An 18,337-nucleotide genomic window follows, 5' to 3' on the forward strand; every position below is an offset into this window, starting at 1 on the left:
ATATGGAGCTAAGGTTTTGCCTTAGCTCTCTTCATTATTATTTGCGTTACGCGGTGTTTCCAACATACGTGGAAAGGTGAAATTAAAATCATCTAGTGCATAACGAAATAATTGAGCAGGGCGTTTACCGACAATTTTTTGTTGCCCTGTTTCCTCAACTGCTCCCGCTTCCTGCATGCGCCGTCTAAATGATTTTTTTTCTAAGGTTTGACCTAAAATAATTTCATAGATTGTTTGTAATTCGGTCAGGGTAAATAATTCAGGCATGAGGCTAGCTGGGAGTGCGGTATAGCGGGTTTTATTGCACAAGCGATCAAATGCTAATTTTAGTAATTTCTGATGGTCAAAAGCTAATTCTAGTTGCAAGGCTTCTTCTATAGAAATCCATTTACTCATTTCAGTTGTTGAAGTCTTTTGAATTTCAAATTTACTAAAATCAATCAGTGCAAAATACAGTGATGTAATCGACCAACCGCGTGGATCACGATGCTGATTGCCGATGGTTTCAACTTGTTCTAGATAAGGGGAGTGAATCCCTGTTTTTTCAAGCAGTTTACGGTGAGCTGTTGCCATTAAATCTGGATCAGTTTTTAAATCAATAAAACCACCTGGAAGTGCCCATTTTCCTTTTTCGGGAAAGTTAGAGCGTTGAATCATTAAAACCTGTAATTGACCTTTTGTCACAGAAAAAATTGCCATATCGACCCTAAACAGGGGTGTGTCGTAATCTGTTTTTTGATAGTGGGCAAGGTATTCCTGTTCGGACGTATGGATAGTTTCCTTACTCATAGAAATATTAAGAAATCGGAATAAAGTAACATCATAGCGGAGTCTTATTGGGTTCTCATCATATTTTAGGATAAGCCACTACGTCTTGCACTTCACTAAAGCTTTAATCGCATTAGTTTGTTCAGGCTCGACCTGAGAAGTGTTTAAAGCTTCGCAAGTATTTTGGCAAAAGTAGGCAAAACCTGAGGTACGAAATAGCAAAGATTGATAATCTTTGCCGTATCGTAAGGCGAAAGCTTTGCCTAAGCGCTTAACTATTCATTTCATTTATCTTGCACTACGCCAAAGCTTTAGTCGCTTTGGCTTGTTCAGGTTGCGGATGACTTTTCCAAGTATCTAATCACTGGATGTGTTTTAATCATAGAGAGTTTTGCCTAGACCAATCTCTCCCGAATTTGGTCAAGAGAGCATTCTCTTAATAATTGACCATTTTCAAATACTGTTTGCAATGCCCCCATATTTTCCTGTTCAAAGCTTTGTTGATCGAATAACTCAAAGCCATTATTAGTTTGTTCAACCCTTAATAAACCTTTGGCTGATTTTTTAACACCTGAGTCTGTCATAGGGTCTTTAAACAGCTCACGACCTACACCGTTGACTTGACCCCAAGTGGCTTTTACGGCAAAACCAAAGGTGTCACGCGTTAAATAGTTATAGGTATAGCTGCCAATACCAAAGACTAGATTATTCGAGGCAAAGCCTTTGGCTTCTAAGCCTTTTAGGATATTTTGGGCACGTTCTAGAGTAATCGAGTCACCATAGATTAAACCAACACGCTCGTTGAGTACTTTATAGCCTTGAGCTGTTTCTGTGCCGCCAAAAATTTCCCATAAACATTGCACTGCACCTTTATAAGCTGGACTATCTCGCTCTGCATCAGGATCGCCACAGATAATTTTCACGGGATCACCTGAGTCAGGACGAAACACCACTTTGGCGAGTCCGAGGGCATTCGGTTTGCGTTTTAAAATCTCTGCTTTTAATTCCACACTAAACTCGGTAATCACACGCCAGAAATCCCAAGTATCTGAAACGATACTGACTACCCCAGCAGGATAAAGCTCACAGATCAGACGTCTAAAGGTTTCGATTTCACTCTCTTCACTGCCCATACACATCACACTGTGTTCTGTTGCAGGCACCGAAACACCGACGACACCAGTGGCGTTATAATATTCTTCAGCATAGTCAATTGATGCAACTGAATCGGTACCGATAAAACTGGTCAAGTGTCCAACGCCTGATTGGGCTGCATCATAGATGCCACTCATACCACGACTACTAAAATCATGACCCTGAACAGGAACAAAGTCTAATGGTGCACCTGTTTTTTCTGCATATTGAGTTAATAAGCGTTTGTATTCATAAGCAATTGTTGCAGTGGTAAAACTTTTCCATAATTCGGCACTGAGCACAGTTTCAATATAGTTGGTTAACCAAAAGAAATTCGGATCAGTATTGATAATGGTCAATACAGGCACTTTGATATTGACTCGACTACCTTCTTCTAGTGCTTTAATCTTTAATGGTAAATAGCCAAGATCGTGCAGGGCTTCGATGTGTTCAACGGGAACAGCACCTTCACCTAGAGAATTGTCCATGCGACGTTTATAGGCTGCGACTACTTTGGCTTTAGGTTGATTAAAGAAGCCCTCGTTCCAAGTTTCAATTAAAAAATGTTTGATAAAACCTTGTAAACCGAAGAACACAATCTTGTCGTCAAAATCAGGCAACATTTTGGCTAAACGTGATGAGCGAGGGGTAAAGTTAGCATAGACGTATTCAGTCCCCACTGGATACTGACGACGGTGATCGGCTTTGTAGAAATCAATTGCATTGAGTGGATTTATTTTAATAGTCATTTTATAGGCCTCTTACTTAAGAGCTTAATTTTGAAAATTGATGATATTGAGTTTGTTTGCTTCTGCTTGTGGCAGGCTATTGCTGGTAAAGACCTGATCGACCAAGCCATCAAATACCGCCAGCCCCTTACTAAAAATGCCGTGTGTGACATACAAGATAATGTTTTGGCAGTTTAGGCTGCGTAGTTGTTTGGCAATACCAATAAAGGTTGCACCACCATCACAAATATCATCGGTGATCACGGCTGTTTTTCCTGTCAAATCAGGGCTATTCACCGCTATTGCTCTAATTTTTCCAGTGTTTGGATCACGTTGTTTTTCACAGTGAATGATGTCAATCGCCTGTTGGCGTTGCGAATTGATGCCGTTGGCAATCGCTTGGGTGCGTTGTATTGCACCTGCATCAGGACAGATCAACACGGTATTATCTGCGCTTAAGATCTGCATCAATGTTGAGCTTTGCTGGATAATCTCAATCGGTTCAATATTGATTACCTCTTGGAAGTTGGTATTTTTGCGTAATAGCTCTATGGTCTTTGGACTATGACAATCCCACACCACAATTTTTTGACGTTGCCCTGCAAATTTTTCACTATTGCTATTCAATAACTTGGTCATTAAATCCAGTGAGAAAGCCTGACCTTGTGCACAGATACGATCTTGACGTGCATAAGGAAAATAAGGGATTTCCACCGAAAGGCGCGAGCCTTGTTCTAACAACACACTTTCCAGTAATAGATAGTCCATTACATCTGCGCTGTTCTGTAGTGAGGCTTTGATTTGAGTATCAGCCTGTAATTGGTTCAGTAACTCAGGCTGTAGTTGAATATGACGTTCGCCACCTGAAAACTGCAAAAACTCGATGGGAACATTCGCTTGAGCTGTCATAAGTTGGATCGTCATTTTTAATTTCTCTTTTATAGTGGCTTAAAGCCAGTAAATATATATTGGCATAATAACACTATTTAAGGCAAGTGTTAAATTTGATCTTTTTTAATAAAAATAGGGAGTAATTTAGAAAAAAAGATTCATCTATTTGAAGTTAAAAGAAAATGATTTTTAAACTGCATTATCGAGTGATTTATAAAGCTGACCTTATTTGATAGGGATATTGATCTTTAAGTCATATATTCTGACAATGCTGTATTTCAAAATTAAAAATGAAATAAGTGAGCTAAACTGTTTTAAATGAAAAAATTAAAACAGTTAACACATGCAATAAAACAATAAGGAAAGCATCCTATGAAATCTCTAGTTTGTCATAACGCTGAATTGAAGCTTGAAGATAGTCTTCAATTAGTTCCTGCTAAAGGACAGGTGTTACTTGAAGTGGTACGTTGTGGAATCTGTGGTTCTGATTTACACATGCAACATCACTGTGATCATATGCATGATTTGGCAGCACGTGTGGGTTTTAATGGGGTAGCAAAATCCTCAGATAAGCTGGTTTTCGGTCATGAGTTCTGCGGTAAAGTCTTAGATTATGGTCCAAAAACGCGCCGTAAATTAAAAGCAGACACACTAGTTTGTGCGATGCCGCTATTAAACGTTGATCCAAAAGGTTATGTCCCAACTGGTCTATCGCCGAGTGCTACGGGTGGTTATGCTGAGCAAATCTTGGTCCAATCAAGTTTAATGTTTGAAGTGCCAAATGGCTTAGATGCCGACAGCGCAGCGTTAACTGAACCGATGGCTGTTGCTTTACATGCAGTTCGCCGTAGTCGGATTAAGAAAAATGAACCAGCAATTGTAATTGGCTGTGGTCCTGTTGGTTTAGGCGTAATTATTATGCTTAAAGCCGCGGGAGTTAAAACGGTAGTTGCTAGTGATTTTTCACCAAATCGTCGTAGACTCGCTGAACTGTGTGGTGCAGATGTCTTAATTGATCCTAAACAACAATCTCCATTTAGTAGTTGGAAAGAGCTTGGTCTACTCGGCAATGTTTCTGAAGCAATCAATATGGGGATGGGTATTTTTGATAAAGTTCAGACTTTCTCTTTGCCATGGGTTAATGCTATGCGCGTGGGGGATAAGCTTGGTCTATTGCCTAAACGTCCTGTGATTTTTGAATGTGTGGGTGTCGCTGGTATCATGCAGCAAATCTTGGAAGGCGCACCATTGTTCTCACGTATTGTGGGGGTAGGTGTCTGTATGCAAAGTGATAAGATCGAACCTGCATTGGCGATCAATAAAGAATTGGAAATCCAATATGTGTTGGGTTATACACCACTTGAGTTCCGTGACACCCTGCATATGATTGCTGAAGGTAAAATTGATGTATCACCACTGATTACAGGTGTGGTTGGTTTGGAAGGTGTAGGGAATGCCTTTGATGCCTTACGTGATCCAGAGCAACATGCAAAAATTCTGATCGATCCAAAACGAGCAGGATCAGATATTGAGTTGATCAATGCTTAAATCATATTGAATAAAAAGCTGCATTGATTGCAGCTTTTTTTATTGTGCGGATTAAAAACTTTTTGTCAGTGAGACAGCCACCGTGGAATCAATTGGATTTGAGACTTTGGCATTAGGATTGCCATTGCTATATTGCTTGTAGTAATCATCTTTATCCCATGCTTTGCTGTAACTTAAACTTCCCAAAAGGTTGTACGGGAGTTGTTTATTAATGGCAAAGCTGACGTCTTGAAAGTTTGCATCAGAGAAGTTTTTGATTCGCTGATGACCATAGTGAGCATCTGCCGACCAACCTTGCCCTAAAGGTTGATGCCAACTGACATCAAGATAACCTGAACCACGAGAATGTTTATTAGTACCAATACCTAAAGTATCCGAGTTATTCCCGAAGTAATCTTGGGTGTAGGTAATGGAATATTTAACACTTAATGGTCCATAACTGATTTCTGGGATTATTTCACCGTAATCAAAGCGAGTATTTCCTGTTTCTGCTGTAGTTTTAGCGCCAGGATAATAGTAGTAAGCGACTTTAGTGCCTAGAGTTAAATCTCCAAAACTACGGCTGTAACCTGTATACACATCCCACTCTACTGATGCATCACGAATAAAATGATCACTCACAGTCGATGCCCAAGTTCCAGCATAAAAACCATTATCATGGTTATAGTCTATTCCACCTTGAATTGCAGGTTTGCCCCAAGTTTGTTGAAAACCACGTGATACATATTGACTTGCGAGTGTTAGATTAGCGCTATAAGGTGATGCTATTTCTGTGCTTGCTTCAGTGGCATATGCAGTGTGCGAGAAGAAGCCCAAAGGGAGTAGCAATAAAATTTTTTTCATTTGAATTTTCCTAATGGTTGGCAGCATCTTAGTGTCATAAGGTGCTGAACATAACTGGACTAGGTTATGCAAATGGACGTAAAGGAGTCTGACGAACAGGGCTTGATCCTGCTTTGAAATAAGGTGCTTGCGAAGGTGGTAATTTTTGCCCACGAATTTGATCAGCAATTTTTTCTGCCATCATAATCGTGGTGGCATTTAAGTTGCCTGTGATAATGATTGGCATGATAGAGGCATCAATTACACGTAGCCCGCGTACGCCGTGAACACGACCTTGACCATCGACAACAGCCATTTCATCTTCACCCATTTTGCAACTGCATGATGGATGGTAGGCTGTCTCGGCATGTTCTCGAACAAAAGAGTCTAGTTCAGCATCGGTTTTTAACTGCATACTTGGGCTGATTTCTTCGCCACGATAAGGGTCAAGTGCAGGTTGATGCATGATTTCACGCGTGATACGAATCCCATCTCTGAATTCACGCCAATCTTGTTCGGTGGACATGTAATTAAACAAGATACTTGGATGCTCAAATGGATCTTTGGATTTGAGTTTGATCCGACCACGTGACGGTGAACGCATTGAACCAACATGGGCTTGAAAGCCATGCTCATTCACGGCATTACTACCATTGTAGTTAATCGCAACGGGTAAGAAGTGATACTGAATATTTGGCCATTCAAATTCATCAGATGAACGAATGAATCCACCAGCTTCAAATTGATTGCTTGCGCCAATCCCTTTGCCGAGAAATAACCACTCTGCACCAATCGCAGGTTGGTTGTACCATTTCAACGCTGGGTAAAGTGAAACTGGTTTTTTACATTTGTATTGTAAATACATTTCCAAATGATCTTGCAGGTTTTCACCCACGCCAGGTAAGTCTTGAATGACTTCAATATCCATCGATTTGAGGAAAGTGCTTTGTCCAACACCTGAGCGCTGTAAAATTTGCGGTGATGCGATTGCCCCTGCACATAACAAGACTTCACGTTTGGCATGTGCTTGTTTCATGTTGGCTTGATCTGCACCGATAATGTATTCGACACCAATTGCTTGTTTATGACTAAATAAGATTTTATTGGTCATGGCATGGGTGACGATCGTCAAATTTGGTCGACCTTTTGCCATATCTAAGTAACCGCGAGCAGTACTCGAACGACGCCCTTGCGGTGTCACCGTTCGATCCATCGGACCGAAGCCTTCTTGCTGAAAACCGTTTAAATCATCTGTACGTGGATAACCTGCTTGTACACCTGCTTCGATCATGGCATGAAACAGTTCATTATTGCCTTGTTTTGGGGTGGTGACTGAAACAGGACCTTCTCCGCCGTGATAATCGTTAGCACCAATGTCGCGTGTTTCTGCTTTTTTATAGTAAGGCAAACAATCCGCATAGCTCCAATCTTCAAGCCCTTTATGGGTTGACCATTGGTCTAAATCCATCGCATTACCACGGATATAGCACATACCATTGATCAGTGATGAGCCACCTAAACCTTTACCACGACCACACTCCATACGGCGATTGTTCATATGTGGTTCAGGGTCGGTCAAATATGCCCAATTGTAGCGACGGCCTTGTAGTGGAAATGCCAAAGCGGCTGGCATTTGCGTGCGGAAATCAAGCCGATAATCTGGACCGCCTGCTTCTAATAATAATACTGAGATATCTGCATCTTCAGTTAAACGTGCAGCAAGGACGTTACCTGCTGAGCCTGCACCAATAATAATATAATCGTATTCTTGCTTATTCATAATCTGCCTTTATTTGTTGCAAGATCAACTGAATACATGTGACTCAGTTGATCAAGATAAGATAAAGCGCAATGCTTTTAGAAAATGCTTTGGTAATCACCAAGCTCAACTTGAACGGATTTAATGCGTGTGTAGTGAGATAGGGTCGAGATCCCATTTTCACGACCTACACCTGATTGTTTATAACCACCGACTGGCATCTCAGCAGGGGATTCGCCCCAAGTATTGATCCAACAAATACCAGCTTCGATTTGGTGAATAATGCGATGTGCTTTGTTAATGTCTGGTGTCACCACACCTGCTGCTAGACCAAAAGTGGTGTTATTGGCACGAAGAATGACTTCATCTTCAGTTTGGTAGCTCAAGATGCTCATGACTGGACCAAAGATTTCGTCCTGCACTATTCGCATATCATCAGTACAGTCTGTAAATACTGTCGGTAATACATATGCACCTTCGGCCAATTCACCATCTGCCCGATCACCACCGATCAGCAATTTAGCACCTTGTTGTTTGCCTGCATTGATGTAGGAAAGAACTTTTTCCATATGTGGGAAACTGGTCAATGGGCCAAAGTTGGTATCTGCGTTCATTGGGTCGCCGATACGAATACGTTGCACACGTTCTAATACTGCATTTTCAAATTCTGTTTTTAATGATGCTGGAATAAAGACACGCGTACCATTGGTACAGACTTGACCAGAACTAAAGAAGTTCGCCATCACCGCAATATCTGCGGCTTTATTCATATCTGCATCTTCACAGATGATCAGTGGTGATTTACCGCCAAGTTCCATAGTCACTTCTTTTAAGCTCGAAGCAGCAGCACTTGCCATCACTTTTTTGCCAGTTTCAACGCCGCCAGTAAACGAAATTTTTTCAATGACAGGATGTTCTGTCAGCCATTGACCGATATCACGACCAGCCCCTTGTACGACGTTGAATACACCATCAGGTACACCTGCTTCGGTATAAATTTCAGCAAGTTTAAATGCAGTGAGTGGAGTGATTTCACTTGGTTTGAAAATCATGGCATTGCCCGCAGCGAGCGCAGGAGCGGATTTCCATAAAGCAATTTGAATCGGATAGTTCCAAGCACCGATGCCTGCAACGACACCTAAAGGTTCACGGCGAGTATAGAAGAAACTACTTTCGCGTAATGGAACTTGTTCACCTTGGATGGCTGTCGCTAAACCTGCGTAATATTCGAGCACATCAGCACCTGTCACAATATCGACAGTCGATGTTTCGCTATAAGCTTTACCTGTATCTAAGGTTTCAAGTTTTGCTAGTTCATCATTGCGTTCACGTAAAATATCTACAGCTCGACGTAAAATACGAGAACGCTCAACTGCTGTCATTGCCGCCCAAACTTTTTGACCTTGTTGAGCACTTTGAACAGCTTTTTCGATATCTTGTTGAGAGGCTTGTTGGATATGGGCAATTACGTTGCCATTGGCTGGATTGATACTGTCAAAACTCACACCACTTGTGGCATTGACATATTGACCGTGGATATACAATGGATGAGTTTGCACATCATTCATTTTGTCTCTCCTGAAATAAGGGTTTAGCCAGTTGAAGTTGCATGTCTAAATAGTCATAGGCAACTCGTCTTGCATTCTGCCGATCGAAATGATCATTCCCCACGAGTCCGCCTCGTAGCCATAACCCATCGATCAGTGCCGCTAAGCCACTCGCAGCAGTACTTGCACTTTCACTTGGCATCAGTTTTAAAAAGTGATGTTTTAAGTTCGAATACAAGCGTCGATCATTAATGCGCTGTAAACGTGCAAGCTCTGGGCTATGCATACTGGCTGACCAAAAATCTAACCAAACGCGCATAGCGGTTTTATTGACCTGACTACTATCAAAGTTTGAATCAATGATTGCCTTAATTTGGTTTTCAGGTTGTTGATCTGCTGTATTGGCTTTGTATTGCAGAGAGGTGAGATGCAATCTCTTGAGCATCTCTCGCATACAGTTGATCATTAACCCTTGCTTATCACCAAAATAATGGCTGACGATACCTGTTGAGACTTCCGCTTTTTTTGCAATTTGTGAAATGGTGGTTTGTGATAAACCCACTTCATAAATCACTTCAAATGCGGCATTAACGATCTCTTCACGGCGTTCGTGTTCAGGTTTAACTCTGCGTTTGGTCATGTGTAGTTGCCATAAATGCCTAAAATTATTAAGGCGTTAGATTAAAATCTGGATGCAGAAAATGATAACACAACATCATGATACTTTTAATTGATTGAATGTTCAATCAATTAAAAGTATAGTATTTGCAACAAGGGTGCTTTACATAACTCTTAACTGTGTTATCGGAGATCCCTGTTAAAGTATCAAAAGTGTTGATTTATTGAATGGATTTTTAGTGGTTGGGTTTAAGCTCAATTACTCTTAAAAATGCTTCTTTGCATCCACACGGGTAATTACAAAAATGCAGCTTATGCAATGATTGGTGTTGTTTTTAATATCTTTTAAATGCTGTGTCTTCTCGTTGTTTTCGTCAATAAATCGTGGTCGAGTTATTGAGAAAAACAACTTTCAAAATTTAAATTTTCCTTGAGGATTGTATGGTGACAGATAATCCAAGAGCAGTTGATGATTCATCTATTCAAACAAAAGATCAGTTAAATCGCGTGGTCTTTTATGTTTCAGCGCTCATAATTTTAATATTTTCACTGACGACGATTTTATTTAATGATTTTTCGAATCATTTGCTCAATGTTGTACTGGCTTGGGTGAGTGATAAATTCAGTTGGTATTACTTACTTGCCGCAACGCTTTACCTCATCTTTGTGGTTTTTATCGCTTGTTCTCGTTATGGCGATATAAAGCTAGGTCCTAAACATTCCAAACCTGAGTTTAGCCTGCTGAGTTGGTCGGCAATGCTGTTCGCCGCAGGTATCGGCACAGATCTAATGTTTTTCTCGGTGGCTGAACCACTGTCACATTATATGAATCCACCGGTGGGTGAGGGGCAAACTTATGAAGCCGCTCGTCAAGGGATGGTATGGACTTTATTTCATTATGGTCTAACAGGCTGGGGTATGTATGCCTTAGTCGGCATGGCTTTGGGATATTTTAGTTATCGCTATAACTTACCTCTGACCATTCGTTCTGCGCTTTATCCGATTTTTGGTAAAAAAATTGATGGTCCGATTGGTCATACCGTAGATACCGCCGCCGTGATTGGGACGATTTTCGGTATCGCAACGACTTGTGGTATTGCAGTTGTTCAAATCAATTATGGTTTGCATGTTTTATTTGATTGGCCAGAAGGTTTATGGGTTCAATCTGGACTGATTTTAGTTGCTGTGATTGTGACGATTATTTCGGTAACAGCAGGTGTCAATAAAGGCATTAAAGTACTTCCTGAAATTAATATTTACGCCGCTATTGGTTTAATGCTATTTGTGCTGTTTTTAGGAAATACAGAGTTCTTATTAAATGCCTTGGTACAAAACTTTGGTGACTATATCAGCCGCTTTCCAAGCTTAGCTTTAGACAGTTTTGCATTTGAACAGCCGAAAGAGTGGATGAATAGTTGGACATTATTCTTTTGGGCATGGTGGGTGGCTTGGTCTCCATTTGTAGGTCTGTTTTTGGCACGTATTTCACGTGGTCGTACCATTCGTGAGTTTGTCTGTGGAACTTTGATTATTCCTCTACTATTCACGATCACATGGTTATCAATCTTTGGTAACAGTGCTTTGTACAATGTTATTTTTGATGGTAATACAGCTTTAGCCCAAACTGTTTTGACAGATCCTGCACATGGGTTTTATGACTTATTGGCACAGTATCCGTGGTTTGGATTTGTTGCTGGTGTAGCAACCATTACAGGGCTTCTGTTCTATGTGACCTCTGCTGATTCTGGGGCATTAGTTCTTGGAAATTTCACAACTAAATTCTCCAATGTCGATAATGATGCGCCACGTTGGTTACGTGTGTTTTGGGCGATTGCGATTGGTTTATTGACCATCGCGATGTTGATGGCAAATGGTATTACTGCTTTACAAAGTGCAACCGTAATCATGGGATTACCGTTTAGCTTTGTTATGCTGCTTGTGATGGCTGGACTCTATAAATCTCTCCGTTTAGAAGATTATCGTAAAGCTAGCCGTAGCTTAAATGCTGCACCTGTAGTGGTTAATGTCGATATTCTAAATTGGAAACAACGCCTTTCACGTGTCATGCATCATCCTGGTAGCCATGAAACATTGCGTATGCTCGATAATGTATGTAGACCTGCAGTGCAAACGGTTGCTGATGAACTGATTAAACGAGGGATGAACGTTGAGGTTAATCAAGGCGAATCTGAATATCACGATAAGCTGTATCACCTAGACTTAACGATTTTCATTGAAGATGAGCATAATTTTGTCTATCAAATTTGGCCTGTACGCTATATCGCTCCGACATTTAGTGAACGAGGCAAACGTGGTAAGCAATATTATTATCGTTTGGAAACATTCTTGTATGAAGGTTCTCAAGACAATGACTTGGTTGGATATACCAAAGAGCAGGTCATTAATGACATTTTAGATAAGTATGAGCGTCATATGACTTTCTTACATATCAACCGAATTAGTCCAGGGAATCGTCCTCTTTATCCTGACTCACAAGACTAATTACAAGACCTCACATTTCTGTGGGGTTTTTTTTAAATCGTGAAGATTTTACAAAGTATAATTTGCTTCATAATCTAGCTTATTTTTTCTTATTAAGTGTTGGCTGATCTTGTAGTTCGAATGATCATAATCGAACAGCCAACAGAGAAGAATCAATGTTTTATAAACTGATAACTCGCAAATATGAGACTAGAAGGAACTTCAAATGAAAAAAATAATGATATTTTGTGCTCTCATGGTTGTGATCTTTGTATCTGTATTATTTGTCAGTCCTAAGCCGACAATTTGGTTATTGCAGCACAGTTTATTTAGCATTCCAAAAGATTCACGACCTGCTCAGTACCAAGAGCCGAACGTGATTGTATCGACAAACATAACCTATCCATCAAAGTTTCAAAGAAATACATTTGACTTCTACAAGACTAAAGTGCCTTTAGCTCATCAGCCCGTAGTAATTTGGGTGCATGGTGGCGGATTTGTCGGTGGAGATAAGCTTGAAGTGAAAGCTTATGCAACTGAATTAGCCTCACAAGGTTACTCTGTCTTTGTGCTCAATTATGAACTTGTGCCGACCGCAAAATATCCTGAACCTGTCATTCAAGTTTCTGAAGCCATTCGTTATATAAAAACGAGCTTTGCTAAACAACATAATTTAAATATGGCGAATATATTTATTGCAGGGGACTCCGCTGGAGCACAGATCGCTTTGCAATTTTTACTCACTCAATCCAACCCTCAATATGCAGACTTGCTCAATATTCAGGAAACCTTAAATCCATCCGACATCCGAGGTGGTTTATTGTATTGTGGTCCTTATGATTTGAAAAATATGGTTCTACAGGCAAACTCTGCGATTACCCGATTTGCATTTGGACGTATTGGTTGGGCATATTTAGAGGACAAAGACTGGCTTACTCGTACTGAGGATAAAGGATTAGTGGTGTCTGAATATCTAAACGCAGCACTTCCACCAATTTATTTAACAGATGGCAATACCGCTTCATTTGAACAACAAGCTCGCCAACTAGAAAAACAATTGCAGAAAGTTGGTGTAGCAACCAAATCACGATATTTTGATCAGAAAACTGATCCTACAGCTCATGAATATCAATTTCTGTTGGACACCAAACCGGCCCAACTCACTCTGAAGGATACACTTCAGTTTATGGATACATATAGACAAAAATGATTTGATCAAAACCACAACAAACATAAATGTTATGGTCTATAGCGCACCATATTTTTGCCATGTTTCACCTGTTTCATAGGGAGCATAATGGCTTTTTAATTCTTGCAAAGACTGCGTTTGATACAGTGCAAATAAAATCATAATGAAGAATAGGCAGAAGAGTTTCATAAATCTTTTGTATTTATAATGCCCTGAATATAAATAAAAAATACAATAAAAAGCTAAGATTAAATAAGTGCAGAACAGGGAGTGGAAAACTAAATTGCCCAGTAATACCAGTGTCAGTACAAGAGCAATTCTATTTTTTAAAGAACTTGGACGGAAACTTAATGCGGTGAGTACGAATAAACCTAGTGCTGTCCAAAACAGATAACTATTGCCGCCAATAATCACAATATAGGTTGCTTGTAACCATAACAAAGTCAGCCATATAAAAATAGAAGAAATAATAAATTTAGACGACTCAGAAGAAGCGGGCAAAGAATGTTTCATAACACATAAACGATTTGAAAGCGTAGTCAAGCAAAGCTAAAAGTGAAACCGCATGAGGTCTTTGGTCTTAAATTTTGCTAAAACAACACAAGCTAAAGAAAGTGAGCCACCAATCAGAACTGCTGGCACAACCGTGAGGAAACGTGTCATTAGCGTTGAGTGCAAAGCACCAAGCTCATTACTTGATGTCACAAAGATGCCATTAATCGCTGCGATACGACCAAGCATGTCTCGTGGGGGAATGAGTTGCAGTAAAGTTTGGCGGATAATAATGTTAACACTATCACACGAACCTATAATAATGAGAAACAAGACAGATAAAAAGTAATATCTAGTAACAGCAAATAACAAAGTACATAATGAAAAACCAGTAAGGCTGAGCAACATGATTTTCCATGGCTGATATTTTGGAGGATATCGAACCAAAATCAGCATAGTCAATAAAGCACCTAAGGCTGGTGCCGAGCGTAATATGCCAAAACCTGTTGATCCGACTTGCAAAATATCACTGGCAAAAATAGGCAGTAGGGCAATTACTCCTCCAAAAAATACTGAACTTAAATCAAGAAACATTGCCCAAAAAATGATTTTAGTTTTACGAATATAGAGAAAAGCTTCTTTGATACTGAGTAAGGCAGACTCGGATTGCATCTCAGGAAAAGTTCTACTTGTTAGAGCCCATAAAGCTAAGCTACCTATGAGGAATAAGCTTGTAATAACACTAAACACGACAGATAAGCGCAAATGTGCAAGCATTAATCCTCCAATGACTGGTGCTAGAATGCCACATACTTGCCAGCACATGCTGGTCCAAGTGGCTGCGCGGGCATATAAATGTTCTGGGACAATAAAAGGGCGCAGTGAATTGAAACAAGGGCTGTAAATTCCACGAATACATCCAAATAAGAATAAAATACCAAAGTTAGAAATCAGTAGAATGTTGGCATTGATATGATCATGCTCAAATAGATCAAAACAAATCCAAAGTGCGATTGATAATGGAATTGCTAGGCTAAAACTAAGCTGTAAAATCCGCTGACGATTGAAACGATCTGCAATATAACCACCCCACAAAGACAATACCAAAAATGGAATAAAATCCATTAGACCTACCAAGCCAAGCATCAATGGATTCTTGGTAATTTGATACAGTTGAAAGGCGATAACAATCTCTTGTATCAACACAGCAAATGTCAAACAAGCTTGATTTATCGTTAAAAATGAAAAATCACGACAACGAAATACCGCAAAGGCAGAATGAGAACAATCAGTGGACATAATTCAAAATGAGAAAATAAAAAAGGGAAGAGTCGAAACTCATCCCTTTCTGTTTCAGTTTAAGCGTGCTTAATGTGCAGCAGCTTCGACTTTTGCAACTTGTTTTGTAGGTAGCAAGTTTTTAGGCGTTGTATAGTTCAAACCTAAAGTTGAACTCGTATACTGACGCACTTGATCCAACAATGCAGGATTTTCTGATAAATCCTGACTATAAGAACGTACAATCTCATGCAGTTTGGTATTCCAAACACCTTTAGTTTGCTCAGGGAAGGCTTTTTCAAGCAAGTTGAGCATAATGTAAGGAGACGTTGAAGCACCAGGAGAAGCACCGAGCAATGCAGTTACAGATTTATCTTGTGATGCAAAGATTTCCGTACCGAATTGCAATTTCGCAGGTTTACCTGGTTCTTTCTTAATGATCTGAACACGTTGACCACCCTGACGTAAATGCCAGTCTTTCGGATCTGCTTCTGGATAGTATTTTTTCAACTCGTTGAAGCGGTCTTCGTCTGACATCAACACTTGGCTTACTAAATATTGGACAAGATCAGCATTTTGTAGACCAATCGCTGCCATTGGCAATACGTTGTTTTTATTGGTTGATGCTAACAAATCAAGCTGTGAACCTTGTTTCAGGAACTTGTTTGAATAAGTTGCAAATGGACCAAATAAGACATATTTTTTGCCATCAATATAACGTGTATCAATATGTGGAACTGACATTGGCGGCGCACCTAGATCTGCACGACCATATACTTTTGCTGTATGTTGAGCTGTAATCGCAGGATTATCAGTCACCAAGAACTCACCACCCACAGGGAAGCCTGCATATTGTTGTGCTTCTGGAAGCCCTGAACCGTACCGGGTTTGTCGGAGACCACTTTTCTTGAGAGAATGTCCCGATGAAAAAAGTAAAATACACCCCTGAAATCAGAGATAGAGCGGTTCAATTATTGATTGAATCTGAAAAAGATTATCCTTCTACTTGGGCTGCAATCACCGCTATTGCTCCCAAGATAGGTTGTACTCCTGAAACTCTACGTGTTTGGTATCAAAAATATTTAGATAAACAAAACCCAATTAAAGTACAGCAACTTTCAGATCAAGAACGTATTAAACAACTCGAACGTGAAAATAAAGAACTGCAACGTGCTAACGAAATTCTACGTAAAGCAGCCGCTTTTTTCGCCCAGGCGGAGCTCGACCGCCCACACAAATAATGGTGGATTTTATCCAGAACAATAAAGATCGATATGGTGTTGAAGCGATTTGTAGAATTTTACCGATTGCAGCTTCGACCTATTATCGGGCTTTAGATCTCGTTGATAACCCAGAACATCGAGCGAAACGTGCTCTGCATGATTTACATCATGCAGAGCAAATCAAACGTATTTGGAAAGAAAGTTTAGGTCGATATGGTGTGCGTAAGGTCTGGCAACAATTGAAACGTGAAGGTTATGTTATCGCACGTTGTACAGTTGCTCGATTGATGCAGAAGCTAGGTATACAAGGTGTTTGGCGTGGTAAGAATAAACAAACCACCCGTAGCCGAGATGATCAAAAACGAGCAGATGACTTAGTAAAACGCAATTTTAATGCAGATCATCCTGACCAGCTGTGGGTCGCTGACTTCACGTATATTCAAACTCATTCAGGCTGGGTCTATACCGCCTTTATTATTGATGTGTTCTCGCGAGCAATTGTTGGATGGAAAGTATCAACACGTATGAATACAGATATGGTGCTCGATGCACTGGAGCAAGCATTGCATGATCGAGGCATGCCAAAGAACGTGATTCATCATAGTGACAGAGGCGTGCAATATCTTTCCATTCGTTATACCAATCGTTTAGAAGCAGCAAATTTACGAGCATCAGTCGGTACGACCGGTGATTCATACGATAATGCTTTGGCTGAAACGGTGAATGGCTTATACAAAACAGAGGTGATTGAATATTTAAAAGCGGATTGGCAAGGTTTAGCGGATGTACAACTTGCGACACTAAACTGGGTAGATTGGTTCAATAAAGAGCGTGTACACAGTGCACTGGGTTATGTATCACCTTTTGAGTTTGAAGCAATGTACTATGATAAGATTAACCCGTTAGGTCAGGTGGCCTAACTTAAATAAAAAAGTCTCCGACAAACCCGGTACGGTTCACCCTGTCATTTGCAACAACTTAATTGCAGCACCACCAGCACCGATAAATACAAAACGTGTTTTGACGTGATTTGTTTCACCAGATTTTAAATCTTTGAATGCAACTGACCAAGTGTTGTCATCATTACGACTAATACCAGTAACCTCTGTTGACGTTCTGAGTTGGAAATTCGGGCTCTTCTCAAGATGGCTTACCAATTGAGTTGTAATCGCCCCGTAGTTCACATCCGAACCCACATCCATACGTGTCGCAGCAACTTTTTGCTGTGGATCACGACCATTCATGACTAATGGTGCCCATTGCTTAATTTCAGATGGGTTTTCTGTCATTTTCATGCCAGCAAATAATGGATCTTGAATCATGGCTGCATAACGCTTTTCCATGAAGTTCACATTATCGCCCCATACAAATGCAATGTGTGGAACAGGATTGATAAAGGTATTTGGCGTATTTAACACACCTTTCTGAACTTGATATGCCCAAAACTGTTTAGCAATTTCGAATTGACCAGCAACTTTGACAGCTTTAGAAATGTCCATTTTACCGTCTTTCTCTTCGGTATAATTCATTTCCATAAAGCCAGAGTGACCAGTACCTGCATTGTTAAAGCCGTTTGAACTTTCTTGAGCAACTGCATCAAGACGTTCGTACATACGGATGTTCCAGTCAGGTTGTAACTCGTTGAGATATGTACCGAGCGTGGCACTCATGATACCGCCACCGATAAGTACAACATCAACCACAGGTTCGTCGTTTTTCGTTTTAATTGCCTTAGACGTAACAGGTCTAAAAAGAAAGGCAATTGCAATAACTATGAGTACTAGAAGTAGTACTAATAAGTACTTCCAAAATTTTTTCATTCAATTTACCTTAAAAATTAAATGACCCCCTATATGGAT

13 protein-coding genes, 2 pseudogenes and 1 other annotated feature are annotated in these 18,337 nt (G+C 40.2%); of the genes and pseudogenes, 4 read left to right on the forward strand and 11 right to left on the reverse strand.

Translation table 11 applies throughout. The features are described from left to right. Positions 1–21 precede the first annotated feature (21 nt). The 3 genes from Q9Q86_RS00665 to prs all read right to left on the reverse strand — a co-directional run bounded on the left by Q9Q86_RS00665 (position 22) and on the right by prs (position 3,554). On the reverse strand, positions 22–789 hold the full coding sequence (locus tag Q9Q86_RS00665) for an NUDIX domain-containing protein (RefSeq protein ID WP_112987419.1): 768 nt from the start codon (positions 787–789) through the stop codon (positions 22–24). Positions 790–1,163: 374 nt separating this feature from the next. Next, positions 1,164–2,651 carry a nicotinate phosphoribosyltransferase gene (locus Q9Q86_RS00670; RefSeq protein ID WP_112987420.1) on the reverse strand — a complete coding sequence of 496 codons (1,488 nt, stop codon included), beginning with the start codon at positions 2,649–2,651 and terminating at the stop codon, positions 1,164–1,166. 24 nt (positions 2,652–2,675) lie between these two features. Further along, positions 2,676–3,554, reverse strand: a complete 879-nt coding sequence (gene prs / locus Q9Q86_RS00675; protein WP_112987421.1) for a ribose-phosphate diphosphokinase — start codon at positions 3,552–3,554, stop codon at positions 2,676–2,678. A gap of 339 nt (positions 3,555–3,893) precedes the next feature. Here prs and Q9Q86_RS00680 point away from each other — a divergent pair, with 339 nt between their 5' ends. Then, positions 3,894–5,069 (forward strand): zinc-binding dehydrogenase, encoded by a 1,176-nt coding sequence (locus tag Q9Q86_RS00680; RefSeq protein WP_112987422.1) that lies wholly within the window; start codon positions 3,894–3,896, stop codon positions 5,067–5,069. Positions 5,070–5,120: 51 nt separating this feature from the next. Here Q9Q86_RS00680 and Q9Q86_RS00685 read toward each other — a convergent pair whose 3' ends face one another. From Q9Q86_RS00685 to betI, 4 genes are all read right to left on the reverse strand, one after another. Further along, positions 5,121–5,912 carry a TorF family putative porin gene (locus Q9Q86_RS00685; protein ID WP_112987423.1) on the reverse strand — a complete coding sequence of 264 codons (792 nt, stop codon included), beginning with the start codon at positions 5,910–5,912 and terminating at the stop codon, positions 5,121–5,123. Positions 5,913–5,976: 64 nt separating this feature from the next. Next, a complete protein-coding gene (gene betA / locus Q9Q86_RS00690) occupies positions 5,977–7,671 on the reverse strand; it encodes a choline dehydrogenase (RefSeq protein WP_112987424.1) in 1,695 nt (564 codons plus the stop codon). A gap of 77 nt (positions 7,672–7,748) precedes the next feature. Continuing rightward, positions 7,749–9,218, reverse strand: a complete 1,470-nt coding sequence (gene betB, locus Q9Q86_RS00695) for a betaine-aldehyde dehydrogenase (RefSeq protein WP_112987425.1) — start codon at positions 9,216–9,218, stop codon at positions 7,749–7,751. Next, positions 9,211–9,837, reverse strand: a complete 627-nt coding sequence (betI, locus tag Q9Q86_RS00700; RefSeq protein ID WP_112987426.1) for a transcriptional regulator BetI — start codon at positions 9,835–9,837, stop codon at positions 9,211–9,213. Before betI ends, betB begins: the two co-directional genes overlap by 8 nt. Before the next feature lie 419 nt (positions 9,838–10,256). Between betI and Q9Q86_RS00705 the strand changes: the two genes are divergently transcribed. After that, complete coding sequence (locus Q9Q86_RS00705) at positions 10,257–12,317, forward strand: choline transporter (RefSeq protein WP_112987427.1); 2,061 nt, start codon at positions 10,257–10,259, stop codon at positions 12,315–12,317. Between the two features lie 205 nt (positions 12,318–12,522). Beyond that, positions 12,523–13,506 (forward strand): alpha/beta hydrolase, encoded by a 984-nt coding sequence (locus Q9Q86_RS00710; RefSeq protein WP_112987428.1) that lies wholly within the window; start codon positions 12,523–12,525, stop codon positions 13,504–13,506. A 36-nt stretch (positions 13,507–13,542) separates the two neighbouring features. Here Q9Q86_RS00710 and Q9Q86_RS00715 read toward each other — a convergent pair whose 3' ends face one another. From Q9Q86_RS00715 to Q9Q86_RS00725, 3 genes and pseudogenes are all read right to left on the reverse strand, one after another. Then, positions 13,543–13,998: a hypothetical protein gene (locus Q9Q86_RS00715; RefSeq protein WP_112987429.1), complete on the reverse strand. Its 456-nt coding sequence runs from the start codon at positions 13,996–13,998 to the stop codon at positions 13,543–13,545. Between the two features lie 36 nt (positions 13,999–14,034). Beyond that, complete coding sequence (locus tag Q9Q86_RS00720; protein ID WP_112987430.1) at positions 14,035–15,276, reverse strand: MFS transporter; 1,242 nt, start codon at positions 15,274–15,276, stop codon at positions 14,035–14,037. Positions 15,277–15,345: 69 nt separating this feature from the next. Then, positions 15,346–16,131 (reverse strand): annotated as a pseudogene (locus Q9Q86_RS00725) (malate:quinone oxidoreductase); the annotation flags it as partial. A 47-nt stretch (positions 16,132–16,178) separates the two neighbouring features. Between Q9Q86_RS00725 and Q9Q86_RS00730 the strand changes: the two are divergent. Next, positions 16,179–17,398, forward strand: a protein-coding gene (locus tag Q9Q86_RS00730; protein WP_100833221.1) for an IS3 family transposase whose coding sequence is annotated in 2 segments (ribosomal slippage) — positions 16,179–16,455 and positions 16,455–17,398 — 1,221 coding nt in all. Because the reading frame shifts where the segments join, the coding sequence is not laid out codon by codon here. Further along, positions 16,454–16,570: a sequence feature (AL1L pseudoknot), on the forward strand. (Overlaps the previous gene by 117 nt.) A 39-nt stretch (positions 17,399–17,437) precedes the next feature. On the opposite strand, the pseudogene Q9Q86_RS00735 reads toward Q9Q86_RS00730, so the two are convergent. After that, positions 17,438–18,298, reverse strand: a pseudogene (locus Q9Q86_RS00735) (malate:quinone oxidoreductase); the annotation flags it as partial. Between the last annotated feature and the right edge of the window lie 39 nt (positions 18,299–18,337).

The organism is Acinetobacter sp. A22, assembly GCF_030913345.1.
Classification (GTDB): Bacteria; Pseudomonadota; Gammaproteobacteria; order Pseudomonadales; family Moraxellaceae; genus Acinetobacter; species Acinetobacter junii.

Excerpts from the sequence above, each read along its gene's own strand:
- Q9Q86_RS00665 (WP_112987419.1), bottom strand. The coding sequence starts at position 789 with ATGAGTAAGGAAACTATCCATACGTCCGAACAGGAATACCTTGCCCAC.
- Q9Q86_RS00670 (WP_112987420.1), bottom strand. The coding sequence starts at position 2,651 with ATGACTATTAAAATAAATCCACTCAATGCAATTGATTTCTACAAAGCC.
- prs (WP_112987421.1), bottom strand. The coding sequence starts at position 3,554 with ATGACGATCCAACTTATGACAGCTCAAGCGAATGTTCCCATCGAGTTT.
- Q9Q86_RS00680 (WP_112987422.1), top strand. The coding sequence starts at position 3,894 with ATGAAATCTCTAGTTTGTCATAACGCTGAATTGAAGCTTGAAGATAGT.
- Q9Q86_RS00685 (WP_112987423.1), bottom strand. The coding sequence starts at position 5,912 with ATGAAAAAAATTTTATTGCTACTCCCTTTGGGCTTCTTCTCGCACACT.
- betA (WP_112987424.1), bottom strand. The coding sequence starts at position 7,671 with ATGAATAAGCAAGAATACGATTATATTATTATTGGTGCAGGCTCAGCA.
- betB (WP_112987425.1), bottom strand. The coding sequence starts at position 9,218 with ATGAATGATGTGCAAACTCATCCATTGTATATCCACGGTCAATATGTC.
- betI (WP_112987426.1), bottom strand. The coding sequence starts at position 9,837 with ATGACCAAACGCAGAGTTAAACCTGAACACGAACGCCGTGAAGAGATC.
- Q9Q86_RS00705 (WP_112987427.1), top strand. The coding sequence starts at position 10,257 with ATGGTGACAGATAATCCAAGAGCAGTTGATGATTCATCTATTCAAACA.
- Q9Q86_RS00710 (WP_112987428.1), top strand. The coding sequence starts at position 12,523 with ATGAAAAAAATAATGATATTTTGTGCTCTCATGGTTGTGATCTTTGTA.
- Q9Q86_RS00715 (WP_112987429.1), bottom strand. The coding sequence starts at position 13,998 with ATGAAACATTCTTTGCCCGCTTCTTCTGAGTCGTCTAAATTTATTATT.
- Q9Q86_RS00720 (WP_112987430.1), bottom strand. The coding sequence starts at position 15,276 with ATGTCCACTGATTGTTCTCATTCTGCCTTTGCGGTATTTCGTTGTCGT.